The following is a 19,911-nucleotide window of genomic DNA, read 5'->3' as shown; positions in this document are numbered from 1 at the left end:
GCACATTAACCCATTTACTAGGTCATTATTGCACGCTTTTTAACTCACCCATTTCGCCGATTTTAATAATGGACCATATAAATCTTCTTCCATACTAATGACAATGCTAAGTTTTTCCTCTTCCGATGGAGGTCTGTCAAGAAAGGTTAGACGGGGAGCATCCTTAATAATAGTTATAGGGGTTTGTTCATTGCCTTCCCCCATAACAAAAACAGCTGCTCCTGCTAATGAATCTAATATATTAATTTGTGTGACATTTAAAGATTGATTATAAATATCATGCTTACCAATATAGGAATATAAGGGGCTAAAACCACACCAACCAAGAGCAATTCCAGTTACACCTCGTCTCATAATAGTTGTATGACTATCGGTTATAACAATTCCTAGATCGCAGATATTATGTGTACTGCACAAATATTGCCAAATCCAATAGGCTGTTTTCTGAACATCTTGAGGATATAATACATAAACACCATCGGCATTAGATTCATCAATACCCGCAGATGGAATTAGTAAGCCATTTTTTAGAGTTAAATAAATATTATATCTATTTTCTTCTGTCTCTAATATTTGATCTGCCTCTTGTAGAATTAATGTATATTTATCAATATCACCTTTTTTAACAAACCTTCCCTCTAATACACTAATTACTTTTGAAGTTATAGCTACAACATCACCTTCTTTTAAATCCGCAATATATTGAGTCAATATAGTTTGTAATGACTCACCATATTGGATTTTATGAGTCTTAATAGCATGAATTTGCATATAACTCCATCCCATCAAGAAATTGCCAAAGTAATTTAGCCCCCTTCACAGCTCCATAATGTACTTGTTTTTGTTCTATGTTATTAAGTTTGTTAATCAGCTTAATAAGTTCATTGGTATGCCATATATCAGTTTTTGCATGGACAGCGAAAAATTCTAAGGTTCTTTGATTGTGAATATTATAATGTTTTTTCAGACCATCAATCTTGACTTTTGATACTGTTGGAGTTTGTCTTTCATAAGCATATAAGGCTCCAAGTCCAGTAGGATAATCTGTTTGAGTTAACTCAAAAAAACCATTAACCAATCTTTTTGTTGACTCAAATTTGGAATTCTTATCATTATCTCGAGAAACACCTAATCCTTCGATAAAACGTAACCATAGCTCCGGATGATTATTGTCACCTTGTTCTTCATCAACCAAATTCTCTAATAAGACTTGTCTGGCCTGGATATCAACACATAAAGCGTGAATCTGACTGATATATCTAGGAAAAGCAGCAACATGATTATAATATTCTTGAGCATAAACGTTCAGTGTATTCTTGTCCAAGATACCATTATTCCAAGCTTGATAAAATGGATGTTTAAGTAAAGACCATTTTTCCAATGTATCGTCCAAATTATTTATAAACTCCATGAAACCTCCTCAGGGTTTTTTAATAGATAAATTGTATAATTACTTGATTTCTTTAGAGTATATCTTGTCCATCTTCTGAAATACCGAAGATCCAAATATACATCACCAGAATATAATTTATGTATTTCTGTAAGAATAAAGGAAGAAATTAAATTATGTTCTAGAAATAAATGAGCTATTTGTCCACCTCCGATCATAAAAATCTTATCATTAGTTTTCGATTTTTTAAGATGTTCTAAACATTTTTGTAGAGAGGTAAAAACCTTAGTGCCATTCAATTGCAAGCTGTTATCATTAGATAAAACAAAGGTCTGCCTGTCTATAAATAGTGTTTTCGGCATAGATTGATAAGTATTACACCCCATAATAACTATACTGTTGTGGGTAATAGCTCTAAAATGCTTGATTTCATCTGGATAATACCATGGTAAGGCATTATTACGTCCTATGACCCCATCTTTTGTTGCTGCCATGATTCCTATAATAGATATAGATTGTTTGCTTATCATGTCATTACTCGTTATTAGATGAGTGATATGCAACCAAAGCCTTCATATGATCTTTCACATTATGTACTCGTAAAAAATCTACTTTATCTTTAATAGCCAAGGAAGCTCCAATTGTTTCTATGTCTCTAGCATAAGCATGGGGTTCTTCAGAAAAAGCATGAATATATGATTTTCTAGAATGGCCTATCATTATCAAAGAACCTAAGCTTTTAAGCTGATCTATACTTCTTAATATTTCAATATTTTGATAAGCTGTCTTGCCAAACCCTATACCAGGATCTAGAACGATATTCTCTAGAGTAAATCCAAGCTTAGTAAGCCTTTGTATAGCACCCTTACCCCATTGAATCAGATAATCAATTGGTTTGACGTTTAAGGGTATAATCTGATTTTTGCTTGGTGGAATAGTAATAGAATGCATAAGACAAAATTTACAACCAGCTTTTGCTATAGCCCTTAATGTATTATCATCAAACCCTCCACCAACATCATTAATCCATCTTATATGATATTTTTCTATAAGATTTACAGCAATAAAAGGATGTAATGTATCAATACTTATATCGATCTTTTTATCAGTAATAATAGGGGCTAGTTCCTCTAACACTTCATCTAACTTAGCGTATTCAGATTCAATAGGTTGAATAGTTGCATTAGGTCTTGTTGATTGAGCACCAATTTCAATAACGCTAGCTCCATCTTCTACAAGCTTTATCACTTGTTTTATAGCTTTATTTGTTTCATAAAAATTTCCGCCATCTGAAAAAGAATCCTTAGTTATATTAACGATTCCTACCAACCGAGGATTTAAGACAGAGCTTTTTATAAAAGAGTTCTCTATACTTGGTTGGAATTTCCATGGCTCTTTACCCATTAATGCTAATAGATGTTTGAGAAAATCACGATTCTCCAGTTTAGGGTGGGGAATAACAAGATACTTTGTGTTTATAATTAGATCGTTATAAAACAAAATATCTAAATCAATAATACGTGGGGTCCATAGTTCATGCTTTCTAGGACGTCCTATGGTTATTTCTATATTTTGCAATGATTTCAATAATTCTGTTGGTGATAAGTTTGTCTCTCCAGCAACTATCATATTTAAAAATGGCTTATCCCAGTCAGTAGAAGCACTGCATGGTAAAATTGCCTTAGTTTCAAGGATGATAGAACATCTAATATTTGATAAACAATATTGCCTAATTAAGTTAACAGATTCCCATAAATTATCGAGGCGATTACCTAAATTTGATCCCAAGCTTATATAAATCATCACGCATCCTCATTAGACCTCTTGCGTAATTCTACTTCTGCTGGTAATTTGTGCGTGATACCGGTACTCTGCTCCTCACGTACATTTGAGTACGCTGCGGGTCGAGATTCCGTGTCTCCTACAAATTCCCTAGCATAAGCGAATTTCGCAAGAGGTCTATTAATAAAATTAATGTAATGCGTCCAACTAATACCCCCATGAATGTTGGGTACAGGAGGAGAAACTTTACGAGTCTCAATTTTAATTGATTGGATTAGATGTTGGAATGAATTTAAATAATCAAAAATTGCCTTATAAATAGATTCTGTCAAATGCTCAACAACATTAAAGCACTTTCCTTGACAAAAAACGGTAATTAACTCAACTATCTTAAGATAACAAACAACATCCTTTAGCTTATCTGTATAAGCACCTTGAGGACACACCTTAAAACACAAGTCAATATTGAAACTAATCATTTGGGGATGAACCTTCTCTTCCTCAGTACATCCAAGATGAAGCCAAATACGAAAATCTATAATAGAAAGCTTAAAAACATTTTTATTGAATATAACCTCATTTTACTGATTAAATGTATTATGAAAAAATTGATCTGTCAACAGTTTTCCGGACAGTTAATACGAGACAATATTAACAGAAAGATTAACAGAAAGGAAGTACAAAAATGACTAATTTATTCGGTCGAATTTAAAGAATCAGCAGTCAAATTGGCAATTGGAGACCATTCAAAAGTAGGGGCAAAGCTAAATTTGAATTAGAAATCTACGCCAAATCATTAGACTTATATCTTTAAAATGTACTTTAAATTGGTAAATCTTAGTATTGTCAGACATATAAAAGCAATTTATCAGTTACTATAAAAAGCTAGGCATATTTTTAGCAAAATTTAGCTTTCCCCCTGCTTTTGAAGGGTCTCCACTCCGTATCAACTAATACATGTAACTGGAGTAGGTTACTCGACTTTATTTTGGCTTTACATAATAATTATAAGGAGTTAATAGAGTATATTTATTATTTTTATAATATTTATGCAACATGATAAAAGCTTCATAAGATGATTTTGGGGCATTATGACATTTTTTACTCATCTTTACACATAAATGCAGCATTTCAGGAATAAAATCTTTATTTTTAAATTTATTGTAACTATCAATACTTGAATGACAAAAATAATCCACTTTATTAGGAAGATTTTTTTTGAAAAAAGACCATTCTTTTTTAGCTAGTTCTTTATCTTCTTTTGTTAAAAATTCCCCATAATTATTTAGCTCAAAATTTTCTAAATCTTGGTCATTCCACCAATTCTCACTATTCATACTCAATTCTGTTAAATTTAGATCCTTTTGATAATAAGAATCGTTGCGCCATAAATATGATTTGATAAATATATTTAAACTAGGAGAACGCATTATAATCAGGTGAGCTAATTTCTGTTTAACTTCTAAATTTTTCTCAGATAAAAATCCATTAATAACATCATTTAATTCCGGATTTAATTTCACCAAAAGAGAAGATATATTTTCAGCTTCTGATATTTCTCCCAATAATATATAGCGTGTCCAAGCACTAGCAATTAGGCGTTTCTTTAACCATTTTGGTATATTACAATCTAGGGATTCAGTAAGCATTTTAGTAGGGACATTTTCAATGAGATTGTTGCTCTGTCCTATTATATCCATAATTTTTCCTGAGATATCATTCGCATATTCTATTGAGGAATCAGTATACATATATAACACAGGTTGTACTATGTAAGTTAAATACTCATGGTAATTTTTTGCAGCATATGAACGTAAGTAATTAAATAAATTTACCTCATAAGGTGCTAAATTAGGAATTTTTAAAACTTTTGTTGTAATATCATCCAATAGTTTGTAATTTTTTTCAGATAAGGCAAGTTTGGCTAAATAATATTGAGTTAATATGTATCCTTGCGTATTTTCAGTAATTTCTTGTGCTTTTTGGATAACTTTTTGAGCTTCCTGCGATTTAATATCTGATAATTTGATCTTTTTTAAAGATAGTATCAGCCAAGGTAATGAATTATAGTTTTGCCATTTTTTATATGTATCTAAAAAATTATCTTGAATATAAAAATAATTTGCCCATTCTAAAAATGGGTGGTTAGTAATCAGCCCATTTTTTATAGTATGATCATTATAATCTTCTGACCTTATCTCTTTGGAGATTAATTGTTCAGTGAGTTGTATTACTTCTTTATTTATATCTTGTTTAATTATAAAATATTTTAATAATTTATCTATTTCAGCTTTAAAAGGTGATGTATTAATTAAAGGTTGTAATTTTTTATATAATACAAAAAAATCATTATTATCTTTATTTTGATATTTTATTTGCCTAAAAAGAGAACGAAATATTAAATAAAGAGCTAAATCTTTGTATTGAGAATCACTCTCTGATATTTTGGTAAATAATTCACTACTAGTATCATAATGCATAGCATAGAAATAAGCTGAAGCAAGTTGGTAGTTATAATCATCTAATTCTTCTTTTGTTGCATTTTCTGACAAAATAGTAGGTAGTATTAATACGTTCTGATCACAGTTATTAAATACTTTATTTTGGTTAGATACCCATTGTTTTATTTGAGAAGCATTATATTTCTTGCTTTTATCATTAAATAATTCTACAGCAAAGGTAAAAGCATTGTTCAAGCAATTCTCAAAATAGAAACTAGTTTGCACCTGATTTTCTTTGTTGCTAACTGATTTATATGACGAAAGATAGTTTTCTTCATTAACTATTTTATTGCTATTTTCTCGCCATATATTTTGTGAGTTAATTTCTTCATTTATTGGTTTAGATAAATTATCTAGGTTTTCTGTAGTAGGTGGATTATTTGATAAATAACGATATGCTAGAATTAGCCCTAGCAGATTAGTTTTATCAGGCAATATTGCTATGGAACCTCTAGCAAAGGTCTTTAATATTCCTTCTTGTCTTAAAGGTATGGTTATATCGAAGATATCTTCTTCATACGGGAAAGACCTTGTTTCGATTGTACTCATACAAGCTAAGCTAATATGCATGAAAAAGGTAATTAATATTAGAGTTCCTGCATAAATCAATTTAATTGGTGTGTTCTTAGATTTCATGATTGAATATTTTTTGTTATTTTATAATATGTTTCTTTATTCCATTTATCTTTATTAAATATAAAGACTTTAAAGCTTGTTGGTACAGTAAGCACATCACCTGCCATAAGACCAATATAATTTTGACATTTTTTGCTACGCCAATTTTTATTATCAGTAAAAAATTTTTTTACTCGTCTTATATCTTGATTTTCTTTTCTGCCTTGATACACCATTGGCACGGCATATTCTATTGAAAGTTTATCTATCCAATTATCAAACATACACCATGAAGATAAGGCAGTAATAGAAATTTTCCTATTGTTTTTTACTAATGTTTCAATTAGTTGAGAGTAAATTTTTCTTTGATTATAAGTGGCATCAAAATCTAATTGTATCAGTTGTTCAGGTTTAGATGCAGATAAAATAATATTACTTAGATCAGTTAAACTTTTTGCGTCTAATTTTCCTTTTGCTTTCATTTCTAAACGAAAAACTGGAATAATAAAACTATTAGCTGAGGTTGTAAGAGTATTTGTTCTTGGTATAATTTTTATCTTATCTAGGTCTATATAGATGGTAGCTATTAAGGATGCAACGGCTGTATTATTATCAATAAATAATAAGTCATCTGATCTATGCAAACTCCATAGTGTTAGATTAGGTACTTTATTAGAAAGAAAAATTTTATAATACAAAGCTATAGTTAATGGGAATATTAAAATAATTACCAAATTCTTATATGATAAATTTGGTATATATCGAACTATAAGTTCTAAGGCTCTTAGCAAGCAATTATCTTTTAAAAAAAATTAAATATTTTTATCTGTATTTTATATCAATAAAAAATATTATTGATTAACAACAAATAAGCGTTTTTGTTGAATAAGCTTATGACAAACTTCAAGTAATTTACACATACAAGCTACAATTAGCTTAACTTTTTGCTCTTTTATTAAGTTTATAAATTCTTCATGACCTGATTGCTCATTTAAAAAACAGTGATATATTGGTTTATTATTTGGCATGTATGGACCTACCCATGTATGGACCTACCCAACAATGCAAGAAAAAAATAATATATAACAGCAAAAAAATCGAATGCAGTCATGTATCCGGCTTATAGACAATAAATCAAGCAATTTACCCTATAGCCCTGATGGAATTCGCTGGCTTACAAACTTATACTTATCATATATTCGACTTCTAAAGAGCCATTGCTAAATTCAGTTTTTTTGTAAGCTAAGGTTCGTCTTATTTACCATCAATATTATCATTCTTCGCATATTCCGGATTGGAATTTGTTAAACTTTTATTACCTATAATGTCATTTCATCAATTATTTGGAGCAGTTTTTTTAACTACAAACTTTACTCTCGGTATAATCATTACCTGAACTGAGTAATGCAAATACCACCCTTGCTAGCTTATTAGCTACCGCGACAACTGTTTTATTATGACTGTTTCTCTCAGATAAATTAAACATCCACTCAGTAAACTTGCTATAATCTTTTTTAGATTTTTGTTCTTCCGTGGTAAATCTTATCTTGCTATTCAGAACGTCTCTTGCTCCTTGAATTAACAAAGTACGTAAATAAATATCACCTCTTTTACTAATACCAAGCAACTTATCTTTACCACCACTAGAATGTTGCCTTGGCACTAATCCCAGCCATGCTGATAATTGCCTACCATTTTCAAAACAACTAGCATTCCCTATTGAGGCTATTAAGGCTGTGGCAGTTATTAAACCTATACCTGGTATCGTCATTAGTTGTTGGTGATTACTATACTGGCTAGCTATGATTTTTAATCGTTGTTCTAGCTCTTTTATTTTTTTATCATTTTCTACAAATTCTTCTTTTAACTCACTAAACGTTTGATAGCTTAGCTGGCTTAAAGCCCCTGCATCTAAAATCTCAGTTAATTTTGTCATAATCTTATTGATTCCTTGCGGAATAACAAAACCAAATTCATGTAATAATCCCCTGATCTCATTAGCAAGAGCAGTACGGTTTTTTACCAATCGTTGCCTTACTCTATGAATAAATAAAATTTCTTGTTGCTCTACAGTTTTGATAGGTACAAACCTCATATTAGGTCTTGCTACTGCCTCACATATTGCTTCTGCATCAGCTTGATCATTTTTATTAGTTTTAACATAAGGTTTAACAAACTGCGGGGCCATTAATTTTACTTTATGACCTAATTTTGTTAATTCTCTTGCCCAATAGCTAGCTCCACCGCAAGCTTCCATGCCTACTAGACATTTTGGTACGTTAGCCATAAAAGTTAAAATCTGCTCTCTCGTTAATTTTTTCTTCAATACTGTCTTGCCATTTTTATCTACACCGTGAATTTGAAAAATTCTTTTTGCAATATCTATACCAATTGTGGTAACTTCCATATGGATCTCCTTATTATTGTTTAGGATTCATTTCCTATCCTAGAAGATTAGCATACGCTTCTCATTCTGTATATAGGGTAGGTCCATACCATTATATATACACATATATCAAGCCATTTTTTACTTACACCTAGACCTATTATTTTATTCATAGTATAATTTCCTTCATCTTATTGTATAAGGCTACTGCATTGCAGCATCTTCTACAATTTGTTCAAAGCAAACTTAACGATAAGAGGGTACTTATTCTATGCACGACTATTTCAGTCTAGCTCTTATCAAGTCACCCTCTTATAACTACTTATAATAACCTGAATTCGATGTAACAAGTTACATCGAATTCAGGTTATTATATATAGAAACAATCAGGTTTGAAGCGGCTGCCCACCTGATTGTTAAAATATAACACTCCATTCAATATGTGATTTTAACAATTAAAATCACATATTGAATGATGAAAAAAGTTAAAATGCACCCGCGTCAGCCGCTTCAAGAGTGCATTTTTCCTTATAACAAAGCAAGTATCGATATAAGAATTATTAATTCTTATATCGAACTGAGGTTATAATATGTTTTTAAGATATAAGAACCTATAATTAGACTTATCTAGCAAAAGGTAATCATTTCGTTTGACTTTTCTTGTATATATCTGTATAAGTCCACTGACTTATAATAATAATAAAATAGTATGAATAAGGTAGAAAATAATAGTTATTTCTCAGAAATGAGAAGAGTAGTTTGGCCAATTGAATGGCATGAAAATAAGAAATTCTTACCTATGGCTGGCATGATGTTTTGTATTTTGCTCAACTATTCCACTCTTAGATCGATAAAAGATGGATTTGTGGTAACAGCTATTGGTCCTGAAGCAATAAGTTTTGTAAAAACCTATGTTGTTTTACCAATGGCAGTACTACTTATGGTTGCTTACGTAAAGCTTTGTGATATTTTAAAACAAGAAAATGTTTTTTATGCTGTAACTAGTTTTTTTCTTGCATATTTTGTCCTATTCACTTTTGTCTTATATCCTTACCCAGAGTTGGTGCATCCCAATCCTGAAACAATTGATACATTAAGTATTGCATATCCAAATTTTAAGTGGTTCATTAGGGTAGTTGGTAAGTGGAGCTTTGCAATCTTTTATGCTATATCAGAACTTTGGGGAAGTATGATGCTTAGCTTATTATTTTGGCAATTTGCTAACCAAATTACTAAGACTGAAGAGGCAAAGCGTTTTTATTCTATGTTTGGTATGTTAGCAAATTTATCTTTACCAGTTACTGCATTAATACTTGGCTATTTTTTAAGCAAAGAAACTCAAATAGTTTCAGAAGAACTGAAATTTACGCCACTATTTGTTATTATGATGAGTAGTGCTGTAGTTATCATGTTATTATATAGATGGATGAATCAGCATGTTTTAACCGATCCTACTTTATATGACTCAACAAGTAAAGCAAACAAGAAAGGCAGGGTTAAGTTATCTCTCATAGAAAGCTTCAAAATGATTTTTAGCTCAAAATATTTAGGACTTATTGCCTTACTAATTATATGTTATGGTGTGTCAGTAAATCTTGTAGAAGGTGTATGGAAATCAAAAATTCAGCAGCTATATCCAACTAAAGAAGAATATACCATGTATATGGGGCAATTTCAGGCTTGGCAAGGTGTGACAGCTATATTATTCATGATTGTTGGTTCTAACATTTTAAGAAGGGTTTCTTGGTTCACCGCCGCTATGATTACTCCTGTGATGATGTTAATTACTGGTATTGCTTTTTTTGTTTTCATTTTCTTTGATAGTACTATTGCGATGTATGTTACTGGTCTATTCACTTCTGGACCTTTGGCAGTAGCAGTGATGATTGGGATGATTCAGAATATTTTAAGTAAGGCAACAAAATATTCACTATTTGATGCTACCAAGAATATGGCATATATTCCTCTTGATAAGGATCTTAGAACAAAAGGTCAAGCGGCAGTAGAAGTTATAGGTGGTAGGTTCGGTAAATCTGGTGGTGGTATTATCCAGTCAACATTCTTTATCTTGCTCCCTGCTTTTACCTTCACTGAAGCTACACCTTATTTTGCTGGTGTGTTTTTTGTTATTGTAATATTGTGGCTATACGCGATCAAAGCACTTAATAAGGAATATCAAGTTCAGATATCTGATGTCAAATCCGAAAGTTAGTTGTAACGAAGTTAGATTGATGGGGCTACAACGCGAATTCGGGATAAGAATTTGTCAATTCTTATCCCGAATTGGGGTACAATAGGTCTGTTCATGCGGCTAGATAGCTCAGTTGGTAGAGCAAAGGACTGAAAATCCTTGTGTCGCCGGTTCGATCCCGGCTCTAGCCACCATCTCTATGATAAATCTCTTATACTATACTTCTAAATTGTATAATAACTATTATACAATAATGAACAATATTCTGAAATATAAATTATTGTAAGAAAACTTGAGTATTTTCTAACTGGCGTTTATACTGTTGCCATTATTTTGTAAAATTAAATAACCATGATAAACTCACGTTTTTATAAAAAATCTGCTCCTTATAAATTATCAGAAATTGTAAAATTAATAGATGCTAAGATAGTATACTCAAATGATTTGTTAATCCATAATGTTAAGTCATTAGAAGAGGCTGATGTTGGTGATATAAGTTTTTTAATTCATAACAAATATATTATTCAATTCCAAAACACTAAAGCTTCATGCTGCATAGTCCCAGAGGATTTTTCGCACGAATCTAATAATGGAACAATTTTATTAAAAACAAAAAATCCGTATTTTGCTTATGCAAAATTAGTAGATTTATTTTATAGTAAAGCAAAAACTTATCCTAACAAAATTATGCCTTCTAGCTATATTGCAGATTCTGCTATTATAGGAAAGAATTGTTATATAGGACATAATGTTGTTATTGAAGATCATGTTATAATAGGAGATAATTGCATTATAGAATCTGGGACGAGTATAGATTTTGGAGTAGTAATAGGTAATAGAGCGTTAATACACTCAAATGTTTCAGTAAGTTACAGTATAATAGGTGATGATGTGGTAATATTAGCGGGAGCGAGAATTGGACAAGATGGATTCGGTTTTGCAACAGATAAAGGAATTCATAAGAAAATTTTGCACACTGGTATGGTAAAAATAGGGAATAATGTTGAAATAGGTAGTAATACTACTATTGATAGAGGATCGATAAATGATACAATAATAGAAGATTTTTGTAGAATAGATAACTTAGTGCAGATAGGACATAATGCTATAATAGGACGGGGGTCAGTTATTGTTGCCCAAGTAGGTATAGCAGGTAGTACTAAGGTAGGAGCATATTGTGCTTTAGGTGGGCAGTCAGGCATATCCGGACATATAGTACTAGGCGATAAAGTCCAAGTAGCAGCCAAATCTGGCGTGATAAAAGATGTTGCACTAGGAGCTACAGTTGGTGGATATCCTGCAGTACCAATTAGAGATTGGCATAAACAATCAGTAATTATGAAGCAACTTGTAAACAAAAAAATGAGTTTAGATAACTAAAAAATCTATGTTTTAAGAATTTAAGATAATAGCATGTCGTCCTTTAAATGATTACAAGCTCGATTTAAGATTTGCTGACCTAAAAATGAAATAGCTTACAGATAAGAAAGAGGAATGTATATAATGACAATTAATATTATAGAAATAATGGAAATGCTACCTCATCGTTATCCATTTTTATTAATAGATAAGGTACTAGAATTTAAGCTTCATGAGTCTATTGTTGGTATCAAGAATGTTACTTTTAATGAGCCGCAATTTACTGGTCATTTTCCTACAAAACCAGTAATGCCTGGTGTACTAATTATTGAGGCTATGGCTCAACTATCTGCTATTTTAGTAGCCAAATCAATGGACTTCAAAGATAAAGATGTTTTCTTTATGACTATTGAAGAGGCAAAATTTCGTAAAGTTGTTGAGCCAGGTGATACATTACATATTTATGCTAAAATAGAACAAAATAGAGGCTCTGTTTGGAAATTTTCAAGTAACAGCAAAGTTAATGATCATATAGTTGCAGAGAGCAAATTTACTGCAATGGTTAAAAATAGGAATTAACAATGACCTTATCAGCTATACACGCAACTGCCATAATAGATACAAAGGCTTCGATTGGTAAAAATGTCAGAGTCGGTCCTTTTTGTACTGTTGGGCCGAATGTGGTTTTGGCGGATAATATTGAGTTAAAATCGCACGTAGTTATAGAGGGAAAAACAAAAATTGGTGCTAATACAGTTATATATCCATTTGCTTCTATTGGTCAGCCCCCTCAAATACTTAAGTATGAGGGAGAAGAGTCAGAGGTTATCATAGGTAATAATAATACTATTAGAGAATATGTAACTATTCAAGCCGGTAGTAAAGGTGGTGGTATGGTTACCTCTGTAGGTAATAACTGTTTATTGATGGTTGGAGTGCATATAGCACATGATTGTATTGTGGGTAATAATGTAATTCTTGCTAACTATGTTAGCCTAGCTGGTCATGTTAAAGTTGATGATTATGCCATTATAGGAGGTCTTTCTGCTGTTCTGCAATTCGTACGTATAGGACAACATTCGATGGTGGGTGGTATGTCTGCAGTGAGCAAAGATGTGATTCCATTTGGGCTAGCTACAAATGAAAGGGCATTTCTTGAAGGAATAAACTTAGTTGGGATGAAAAGACGTGGCTTTGATAATCAGGAAACGCTTGATACTATAAAAGCCGTAGATGAGATTTTTATTGGCGAAGGTATTTTTACTGATAGAATTGAGATAGTTTTAAAGCAATATAAAGGTAATCCTATTGTAGAACAAATTATCACTTTTATAAAACAGGATCTTAGTAGAGCATTTTGCCAGCCAAGACAAGTTGAACATGATAAGGTAAGTAAATAAAATGTTGCAAATATACCCTTTAAAGCAAAAGAGTATAGTTGGAATTATAGCAGGAAATGGCTTATTGCCAATTTCACTCGCCAATAGTTTCATTAAGCAAGGCGGGCAATGTTATATCGCAGCTTTGGAGGGAGAAGCAAATCCGGTATTGTATAAGGATTTTACCCACCAATTTTTTAAAATCGGTATGGTTAAGCCAATAATTGAATATTTTCGTAAGTATGATGTAAAAAATATAATTCTTGCTGGTAGTGTAAATCGTCCTAATTTGCGATCAATTAAAGTAGATTTAATGGGATCAAGGTTACTTGCACGCATATTGAAACAAAAATTTTTAGGAGATGATAAACTTCTTAGTATAGTGACAGATTTCCTAGAAGAAAAAGGGTTTAAAGTAATTTCTAGTTATGAAATATTAAGAACAAATAATGATGTTATGACCATAGCTGTTCCATCTAAAATAGATAACACAGATATTGAACTGGGGATAAAGCTATTAGATAGTATAGGATATCTTGATGTAGGACAGTCAGTAATTGTTGATAATGGGTATATTATAGGTATTGAAGCGGCTGAGGGTACAGATAATTTAATAGAAAGATGTTCATATTTACGTAAAAATTCTATAGGTGGTGTACTTATTAAAATGATGAAGAAAGATCAAGATACTAGAATTGATATACCTACAATAGGAGCAGAGACAATAAGTAACTTAGCTAATTATGGTTATAAAGGATTAGCCATACAGAAAGATAAAGTGATTATTCTAGAGATAGAAAGAACTATTGGACTCGCTAATGAATGCGGACTTTTTATTAAACTTATTTAGTGTATCTAAAGAATTAGGGCAATTGATCTTTGAAACATCTTCTTCAAATTATTTGAGTAATATTACTTAGTGCTATGAAAAATTCATGCTACAATAAAAAAAAATTTTTTCCAAGAAACATGAGACCTATTACAAAATTCACTTATGTGTAAGGATTTGAAGAGTCTGTAGAAAAATATATTACTTTATGACAGCCAATGTACTAGTAGTTGATGATATAGAATCAAATGTTAAATTACTGGAAGCTAAACTTTTAGGAGAATATTATACAGTCTTTACTGCCAATAACGGCAAAGATGCATTGAATGTTCTTGCCCTTAATAGAATTGATATAGTATTACTTGACGCCATGATGCCTAATATAGATGGATTTGAAACCTGTAAACGAATTAAGTCTAATCCTTACACTATTCATATACCAGTGATTATGGTTACGGCTCTTTCTGATACTGAGGATCGCATAAAAGGTCTTGAAGCTGGAGCTGATGAATTCTTAACAAAACCTATTGATGACACTGCTCTTTTTGCAAGGGTACGATCTCTTGCTAGAATGAAGGCGGTTATTGATGAACTCAAACTTAGAAACACTACTAATGCTGAATTAGGTGGTGACGTCATAGAGGTAAAAGATAATTTTTCAGATAGTAAAATACTTTTAGTTAACGATGATATAGTGCAGGCAAGAAACATAAATAAAACGCTTCTCAGCCTTACCCCCAATATCAAAATAATATCTGATATCAATGAATTGAAGAAAGATAGCGAATATATCCCGGATTTAGTAATTATCAGCTGCCAATTAGAGCAAGGAGATCCTTTAAGAATAAGCGTAATGCTACGGTCTGATGCTAAATTCCATGATACGGTACTCATATTACAAGCTGAAGAAGAAAATACATCGATAGTTATCAAAGGTTTAGAGCTGGGTATTAATGATTATTTTACATACCCAGTAGATAAAAACGAGCTATTAGCTAGAATCAGAACTCAATTGAAAAGAAAACATTACCAAGATACTTTACGCAATGATTTAGAGTTAAGCGTAAATTTGTCGATCAAAGATGGTTTGACAGGCATATTTAATCGTCACTATTTTGATACACACATAAAGCAAATGGTAAAAAAATCTACTGATAGTAAAAGACCTTTATGCTTACTTATGTGTGATATTGATCATTTTAAGCAAGTTAATGACACTTATGGTCATCAAGCAGGAGACATAGTGCTAAAAACCATTGCTAATGTTCTGAAGAGTATTTTTAGGGTTACAGACTTGGTTGCTAGATATGGCGGAGAGGAATTTGCTATCCTTTTAAATGACATAACGATTGACGAAGCTATGTATATAGCACAGCGGGCAAGAACAAGAGTGGAGTCTATCGATTTTAAAGTTAAAACGCAGAAATATCCTATTAAGAAAACTATCTCCATAGGAGTAACTGAATACAAAATTGGGGAATCTATTAGTGATTTTATAGAACGTACCGATAAAGCTCTGTATCAAGCAAAGGAGGACGGAAGAAATAAAGTGATAAGAATAATTTAGATACACAAATGAAGATTCATCAGGTATACTAGACTTATTGTAAAACTAGCTTATGAGAGGGTAATTCTTAAAGAAGTCTACCTTTCATATAAAAACCTAAAATCATGAAAAATGAAACTATTTGTAAATGTTATCGTGAATTGCCATATAGGCCAAGTGTAGGCATGATGATAATAGATAGTGCTAATAGAGTATTTGTTGGAAAAAGAATAGATACCAAAATACCAGCTTGGCAAATGCCTCAAGGTGGTATAGATCTAGGAGAAACACCTAGTGTTGCTGCCCTTAGAGAAATGTTCGAAGAGATAGGTTGTAATAAAGGCTATATTATTGCAGAAAGCAAATATTGGTATAGTTATGATGTACCTAAAATTTTAATACCTAAATTATGGGGTGGTAATTTCCGAGGTCAAAAACAAAAATGGTTTCTAATTAGGTTTACCGGTACTAACGAAGATATTAATATTAATACTCGTAACCCAGAGTTTGAGGAATGGCGTTGGGCTAAGTTTGATGAGTTATTATCAATTATAATTCCCTTTAAACGCAAGCTTTATAAAGCTGTAGTTAAGGAATTTGCCCCTATCGTTCATGATATAGTCAATTGATGAGAATTTGGTGATGTCGTCTTCGATCGCTCACCTATTATCTATAGGCTTCGCTCCATCGTTCCTGCTATCCAATTCTCCTGAATTGACTATAGTCGTTCTTTGAAATGTGCTGAATTCTTTTACTCATAGTAAAATTACCAAATTTTAGATTGTCGATTGATGATTGTTCTAGAGCATGAACTAATAACATACCATTTGATATGTTAAGTGTTACAGTTCCTGGTGTAAGAATAATAGAATTACTATATATTACAAGACTTGTATCGTTTTTTTGTTCTGAATTAATCCACTCAAAGACTGGTTGTAGATTAAGATTTCTACGCCATATAATCTTCATTACTCCTAAGCTAGATACAACTATTTCTTTAATTAACCAAATAAAATATAATATAGAATGATAATTTAAATAAATCCTATCAGGGATCAAATTGAGTTTTATTGCCACAAGATAAGATATACTGGGGATAATTAAGGAAAACAACAATGCAAAAATATCAGTAGGTACTCCTGTTAAACCAAACAACACCAATAACAACATAATTAAAGTAAAGATTTTAGTGTGCATCATACTTTCCTCCACCTTTAACAGTTGATGTAAACGGTAGAAAGATCATTACCACAAAAAATAATGCACTTATAATACCAAAAATGCTATTTATCGCAATTACAAATGCTTCCTTATTTATATTACTGGCTAACCAAAAATACGAAGCCTTTTCCGGATCAACCACTTTACCATCCAATAATTGTCCTAAAAATTGTAATTTCATTAGAACAGAGGGTGAAGTGGAAGAAATATTTTCATTTAAATATTGGCTAAAAATTTTAGTTTTATCTGTAAGAAGTAGGCTAATAACTGCAAGACCAACAGCCCCTCCAAGATTACGAGTAAGATTATATAACCCACTAGCATTCCCTACTTTATCTTTACTCATGCTATCTAAAGCAATATTATTAGTAGGTAAAAAGCAAAACATTAAAGCAAGCCCCCTAATAAATTGTGGTAAAAAAAACTCGGCAAATTTAGCATCTGCTGTTAAAAAACTATTTAGGTAGCAACCTAAACTAAACATAGCAAGACCGATAGCCAGCATAATTCTTAAATCTAGTCCAGAGCCAAGCATTTTTCCTGCAAGTGGAGCTGACAGAAATTGTGCCATACCAGTAACCATCATGGTAAAACCAATTTGCACAGTATTAAAACCAGCTATTGTAAATAAAAATAAAGGTAATAAATAGACTGCACCATATAGCCCTATACCTATAACAAAAGAGTAGATACAACCAAAAGTAAAATTTTTGTTAGCAAAAGTTGTTAGATCTAAGATTGGATTAATAAATGTCAGTTCTCTAATAGCTAACAGAATAAATCCAACAACAATTAGTATGATAAGGAATAATATCAAATTATCTTCTATCCAGCCTTTCTTATTTCCTTCTTCTAAAACATATTGCAAAGAAGCAAGAGTAACAGTTAGTAAAATAATGCCAACAAAATCAAAATTCTTGAGCAAATTGTAATTAGGTTGATCAAAATCAGCGTATAAATATACGACCACACAAACAAAAATACCAGGTATTACATTGAGTAAAAACATAAAATGCCAAGATAAGTTTTCAGTAATGTAACCACCAAGTGTTGATCCAAGTGTTGGGGCTATTGTTACGACTAATCCTACTATCACAGTAACTACTGGGCGTTTTGAGGCAGGAAAAATTATAAATACTGTACTAAAGACAGTTGGTATCATTGCTCCACCAAAAAATCCTTGTAAAGCTCTAAAAATAATCATTGTTTCTATATTGCTGGCTAGCGAACATAGAATACTCATAACGGTAAAACCAAGAGCAGCAATAAAATAAGAAATTCTAGTGGAGAGAAGCTTGGCTGTAAAACCGGTTATTGGTATTATAATCACTTCTGCTATAAGATAGGATGTTTAAACCCAAGATAATTCATCACTAGAAGCAGAAAGGCCGGCTGCAATGACTGATAAAGAACTGGCAACAATTTGAATATCCAACACTGCCATAAACATTCCTACTATCATTGCAAAAAATGCAAGTAACTGCTTATTTGATAGTGGAGGAGGGTCAAGATCTTGTTGCATAGAAAATGAAACCTAATTATAGCATATCACTTATATCACAAAAGTAACAATCTTACAAGCAAATATCCTCAAAAAATATATATTTGATAAAATTATTTAGTAGTATCTAATAGAATAAACTATAATAACTTATGTATTTAAATAGCGGGTTAGTTACATATGTCCAAGAAAAAATCTAATGATTTGAGTAAGAAAATACAAAATATTGATGAAAAATTTGAGAAAACACTTGGCGAGTTAGATAAGAAATTGTTTGAATCCGAGGTGGTGACAGGTATGATTAATGACTCATTAGATAGAATGGGTGGTTCTGTTTCTTCTTCGGAAGTAGATAAGTTGATGGAAGAAATACAATCTGAAGTTAATTTAGATAATAAATATGCTGAATTAGGTAAACGAAAAGATCGAGAAATAGAAGATAGACTTAAGGCTCTAAGAGATTCAAGACCTAAGGAAGAAACATTAAAAAATTCTGCAACTCCAACTGTGGAAGGTCCAATTCCAACTGTAGACGATTTGCGAGAAACACTGAAAAAATTAAAAGAAGATGAGAAAAAAATACTTCAGTCAACAAAACCAATAGGTAAAGTAGCCCCACGCCCAAGGAATAATAGCCCAAGGAATAATAGCCCAAGGAATAATAATTTAGCAGCTAATTCTCGTAGGGTACAGGAGCAGAAACCATCTAAGCCACCAAAAATTAACAATAATAATAGACGACACGATGTTCCAAAGGAAAACGCTATTTTGGATGATATAAAGCCGGAAAAAAGCTGGTTTGCAAAGATTATAGATAAGGTTGTTGATATTGTTAAAGAACTCTTGAACAATTCACAAAATCAAGATACTCCATCTCCTAAACAACAAGATCTACAGGAGTTCAGGCAGAAAAGACAAGAAATATTAGCACCAGTAATACAGGCACAAAAGAAAGCAAAATTATTAAAAGAAGAACAAAAAGTGAGCAGAGAAGTATCCAAGGCAAAAAAACTAAGGAATAGTTTCGCAAAGCATGATAATAATAAACCTTTGCGTTCTAGTACTTCATCTATTATTTCACCACCTAGTACTCCTCCAGTAAAACCACCAGTAAATAAGAACGATAGGGGTGGTAGGTAACTTACATCTTTTAAAAGCCATACACTTTGAAGATATCGATGTCATCCTAAACTTGTTTCAGGATGACGTCC

Annotated in this window: 18 protein-coding genes, 1 tRNA gene and 1 pseudogene; 9 read left to right on the top strand and 11 right to left on the bottom strand. The window is 31.7% G+C overall.

Annotation, left to right across the window (positions count from 1 at the left end; genetic code table 11):
• Positions 1–39 precede the first annotated feature (39 nt).
• The 9 genes from AAHN03_RS01495 to AAHN03_RS01455 form a co-directional block, all read right to left on the bottom strand.
• Positions 40–771, bottom strand: a complete 732-nt coding sequence (locus tag AAHN03_RS01495) for a coenzyme F420-0:L-glutamate ligase (protein WP_342278879.1) — start codon at positions 769–771, stop codon at positions 40–42.
• Positions 752–1,411 carry a CADD family putative folate metabolism protein gene (locus AAHN03_RS01490; RefSeq protein WP_342278878.1) on the bottom strand — a complete coding sequence of 220 codons (660 nt, stop codon included), beginning with the start codon at positions 1,409–1,411 and terminating at the stop codon, positions 752–754. The genes AAHN03_RS01495 and AAHN03_RS01490 overlap by 20 nt, the downstream gene beginning before the upstream one ends.
• Entirely contained in the window at positions 1,399–1,920 is a 522-nt protein-coding gene (locus AAHN03_RS01485; RefSeq protein WP_342278877.1) for a dihydrofolate reductase, read from the bottom strand. The genes AAHN03_RS01490 and AAHN03_RS01485 overlap by 13 nt, the downstream gene beginning before the upstream one ends.
• Before the next feature lie 4 nt (positions 1,921–1,924).
• Positions 1,925–3,193 carry a dihydropteroate synthase gene (gene folP / locus AAHN03_RS01480; protein ID WP_342278876.1) on the bottom strand — a complete coding sequence of 423 codons (1,269 nt, stop codon included), beginning with the start codon at positions 3,191–3,193 and terminating at the stop codon, positions 1,925–1,927.
• Entirely contained in the window at positions 3,193–3,699 is a 507-nt protein-coding gene (locus AAHN03_RS01475) for a palindromic element RPE1 domain-containing protein (RefSeq protein ID WP_342279236.1), read from the bottom strand. Before AAHN03_RS01475 ends, folP begins: the two co-directional genes overlap by 1 nt.
• A gap of 456 nt (positions 3,700–4,155) precedes the next feature.
• Entirely contained in the window at positions 4,156–6,222 is a 2,067-nt protein-coding gene (locus tag AAHN03_RS01470; RefSeq protein WP_342278875.1) for a hypothetical protein, read from the bottom strand.
• 83 nt (positions 6,223–6,305) lie between these two features.
• On the bottom strand, positions 6,306–7,079 hold the full coding sequence (locus AAHN03_RS01465) for a hypothetical protein (RefSeq protein WP_342278874.1): 774 nt from the start codon (positions 7,077–7,079) through the stop codon (positions 6,306–6,308).
• A 60-nt stretch (positions 7,080–7,139) separates the two neighbouring features.
• Positions 7,140–7,316 carry a hypothetical protein gene (locus AAHN03_RS01460; protein WP_342278873.1) on the bottom strand — a complete coding sequence of 59 codons (177 nt, stop codon included), beginning with the start codon at positions 7,314–7,316 and terminating at the stop codon, positions 7,140–7,142.
• A 329-nt stretch (positions 7,317–7,645) separates the two neighbouring features.
• The gene (locus AAHN03_RS01455; protein WP_342278307.1) at positions 7,646–8,695 is read right to left on the bottom strand and encodes an IS110 family transposase; all 1,050 of its coding nucleotides are present in this window, start codon (positions 8,693–8,695) and stop codon (positions 7,646–7,648) included.
• Between the two features lie 688 nt (positions 8,696–9,383).
• Here AAHN03_RS01455 and AAHN03_RS01450 point away from each other — a divergent pair.
• The 8 genes from AAHN03_RS01450 (at position 9,384) to AAHN03_RS01415 (ending at position 16,607) form a co-directional block, all read left to right on the top strand.
• Positions 9,384–10,886 carry an NTP/NDP exchange transporter gene (locus AAHN03_RS01450; protein WP_342278872.1) on the top strand — a complete coding sequence of 501 codons (1,503 nt, stop codon included), beginning with the start codon at positions 9,384–9,386 and terminating at the stop codon, positions 10,884–10,886.
• A gap of 97 nt (positions 10,887–10,983) precedes the next feature.
• Positions 10,984–11,059: transfer RNA gene (locus AAHN03_RS01445), tRNA-Phe, on the top strand.
• A 157-nt stretch (positions 11,060–11,216) separates the two neighbouring features.
• Positions 11,217–12,245 carry a UDP-3-O-(3-hydroxymyristoyl)glucosamine N-acyltransferase gene (gene lpxD / locus AAHN03_RS01440; protein ID WP_342278871.1) on the top strand — a complete coding sequence of 343 codons (1,029 nt, stop codon included), beginning with the start codon at positions 11,217–11,219 and terminating at the stop codon, positions 12,243–12,245.
• 123 nt (positions 12,246–12,368) lie between these two features.
• A complete protein-coding gene (gene fabZ, locus AAHN03_RS01435; RefSeq protein WP_341762023.1) occupies positions 12,369–12,803 on the top strand; it encodes a 3-hydroxyacyl-ACP dehydratase FabZ in 435 nt (144 codons plus the stop codon).
• Between the two features lie 2 nt (positions 12,804–12,805).
• Positions 12,806–13,624 (top strand): acyl-ACP--UDP-N-acetylglucosamine O-acyltransferase, encoded by an 819-nt coding sequence (gene lpxA, locus AAHN03_RS01430; protein ID WP_341763068.1) that lies wholly within the window; start codon positions 12,806–12,808, stop codon positions 13,622–13,624.
• A gap of 1 nt (position 13,625) precedes the next feature.
• Complete coding sequence (locus AAHN03_RS01425; RefSeq protein ID WP_341762025.1) at positions 13,626–14,453, top strand: LpxI family protein; 828 nt, start codon at positions 13,626–13,628, stop codon at positions 14,451–14,453.
• A 187-nt stretch (positions 14,454–14,640) separates the two neighbouring features.
• On the top strand, positions 14,641–15,999 hold the full coding sequence (locus tag AAHN03_RS01420; RefSeq protein ID WP_342278870.1) for a PleD family two-component system response regulator: 1,359 nt from the start codon (positions 14,641–14,643) through the stop codon (positions 15,997–15,999).
• Between the two features lie 104 nt (positions 16,000–16,103).
• A complete protein-coding gene (locus AAHN03_RS01415) occupies positions 16,104–16,607 on the top strand; it encodes an RNA pyrophosphohydrolase (protein ID WP_341762027.1) in 504 nt (167 codons plus the stop codon).
• Positions 16,608–16,674: 67 nt separating this feature from the next.
• Here AAHN03_RS01415 and AAHN03_RS01410 read toward each other — a convergent pair whose 3' ends face one another.
• Positions 16,675–17,148, bottom strand: a complete 474-nt coding sequence (locus AAHN03_RS01410) for a Na+/H+ antiporter subunit E (protein ID WP_342279235.1) — start codon at positions 17,146–17,148, stop codon at positions 16,675–16,677.
• A gap of 16 nt (positions 17,149–17,164) precedes the next feature.
• Positions 17,165–18,721 (bottom strand): annotated as a pseudogene (locus tag AAHN03_RS01405) (DHA2 family efflux MFS transporter permease subunit).
• Positions 18,722–18,880: 159 nt separating this feature from the next.
• Here AAHN03_RS01405 and AAHN03_RS01400 point away from each other — a divergent pair.
• Positions 18,881–19,840: a hypothetical protein gene (locus tag AAHN03_RS01400; protein WP_342278869.1), complete on the top strand. Its 960-nt coding sequence runs from the start codon at positions 18,881–18,883 to the stop codon at positions 19,838–19,840.
• Positions 19,841–19,911 lie beyond the last annotated feature (71 nt).

It is taken from the genome of Candidatus Tisiphia endosymbiont of Myopa tessellatipennis, from assembly GCF_964031105.1.
Taxonomy (GTDB): Bacteria; Pseudomonadota; Alphaproteobacteria; order Rickettsiales; family Rickettsiaceae; genus Tisiphia.
This window is presented reverse-complemented; position numbering and strand designations above follow the sequence as displayed.

Coding starts and splice junctions, on each gene's coding strand:
- AAHN03_RS01450 (WP_342278872.1), top strand. CDS start 9,384: ATGAATAAGGTAGAAAATAATAGTTATTTCTCAGAAATGAGAAGAGTA.
- folP (WP_342278876.1), bottom strand. CDS start 3,193: ATGATTTATATAAGCTTGGGATCAAATTTAGGTAATCGCCTCGATAAT.
- lpxA (WP_341763068.1), top strand. CDS start 12,806: ATGACCTTATCAGCTATACACGCAACTGCCATAATAGATACAAAGGCT.
- AAHN03_RS01495 (WP_342278879.1), bottom strand. CDS start 771: ATGCAAATTCATGCTATTAAGACTCATAAAATCCAATATGGTGAGTCA.
- fabZ (WP_341762023.1), top strand. CDS start 12,369: ATGACAATTAATATTATAGAAATAATGGAAATGCTACCTCATCGTTAT.
- lpxD (WP_342278871.1), top strand. CDS start 11,217: ATGATAAACTCACGTTTTTATAAAAAATCTGCTCCTTATAAATTATCA.
- AAHN03_RS01400 (WP_342278869.1), top strand. CDS start 18,881: ATGTCCAAGAAAAAATCTAATGATTTGAGTAAGAAAATACAAAATATT.
- AAHN03_RS01460 (WP_342278873.1), bottom strand. CDS start 7,316: ATGCCAAATAATAAACCAATATATCACTGTTTTTTAAATGAGCAATCA.
- AAHN03_RS01410 (WP_342279235.1), bottom strand. CDS start 17,148: ATGTTGTTATTGGTGTTGTTTGGTTTAACAGGAGTACCTACTGATATT.
- AAHN03_RS01490 (WP_342278878.1), bottom strand. CDS start 1,411: ATGGAGTTTATAAATAATTTGGACGATACATTGGAAAAATGGTCTTTA.
- AAHN03_RS01455 (WP_342278307.1), bottom strand. CDS start 8,695: ATGGAAGTTACCACAATTGGTATAGATATTGCAAAAAGAATTTTTCAA.
- AAHN03_RS01415 (WP_341762027.1), top strand. CDS start 16,104: ATGAAAAATGAAACTATTTGTAAATGTTATCGTGAATTGCCATATAGG.
- AAHN03_RS01485 (WP_342278877.1), bottom strand. CDS start 1,920: ATGATAAGCAAACAATCTATATCTATTATAGGAATCATGGCAGCAACA.
- AAHN03_RS01470 (WP_342278875.1), bottom strand. CDS start 6,222: ATGAGTACAATCGAAACAAGGTCTTTCCCGTATGAAGAAGATATCTTC.
- AAHN03_RS01425 (WP_341762025.1), top strand. CDS start 13,626: ATGTTGCAAATATACCCTTTAAAGCAAAAGAGTATAGTTGGAATTATA.
- AAHN03_RS01420 (WP_342278870.1), top strand. CDS start 14,641: ATGACAGCCAATGTACTAGTAGTTGATGATATAGAATCAAATGTTAAA.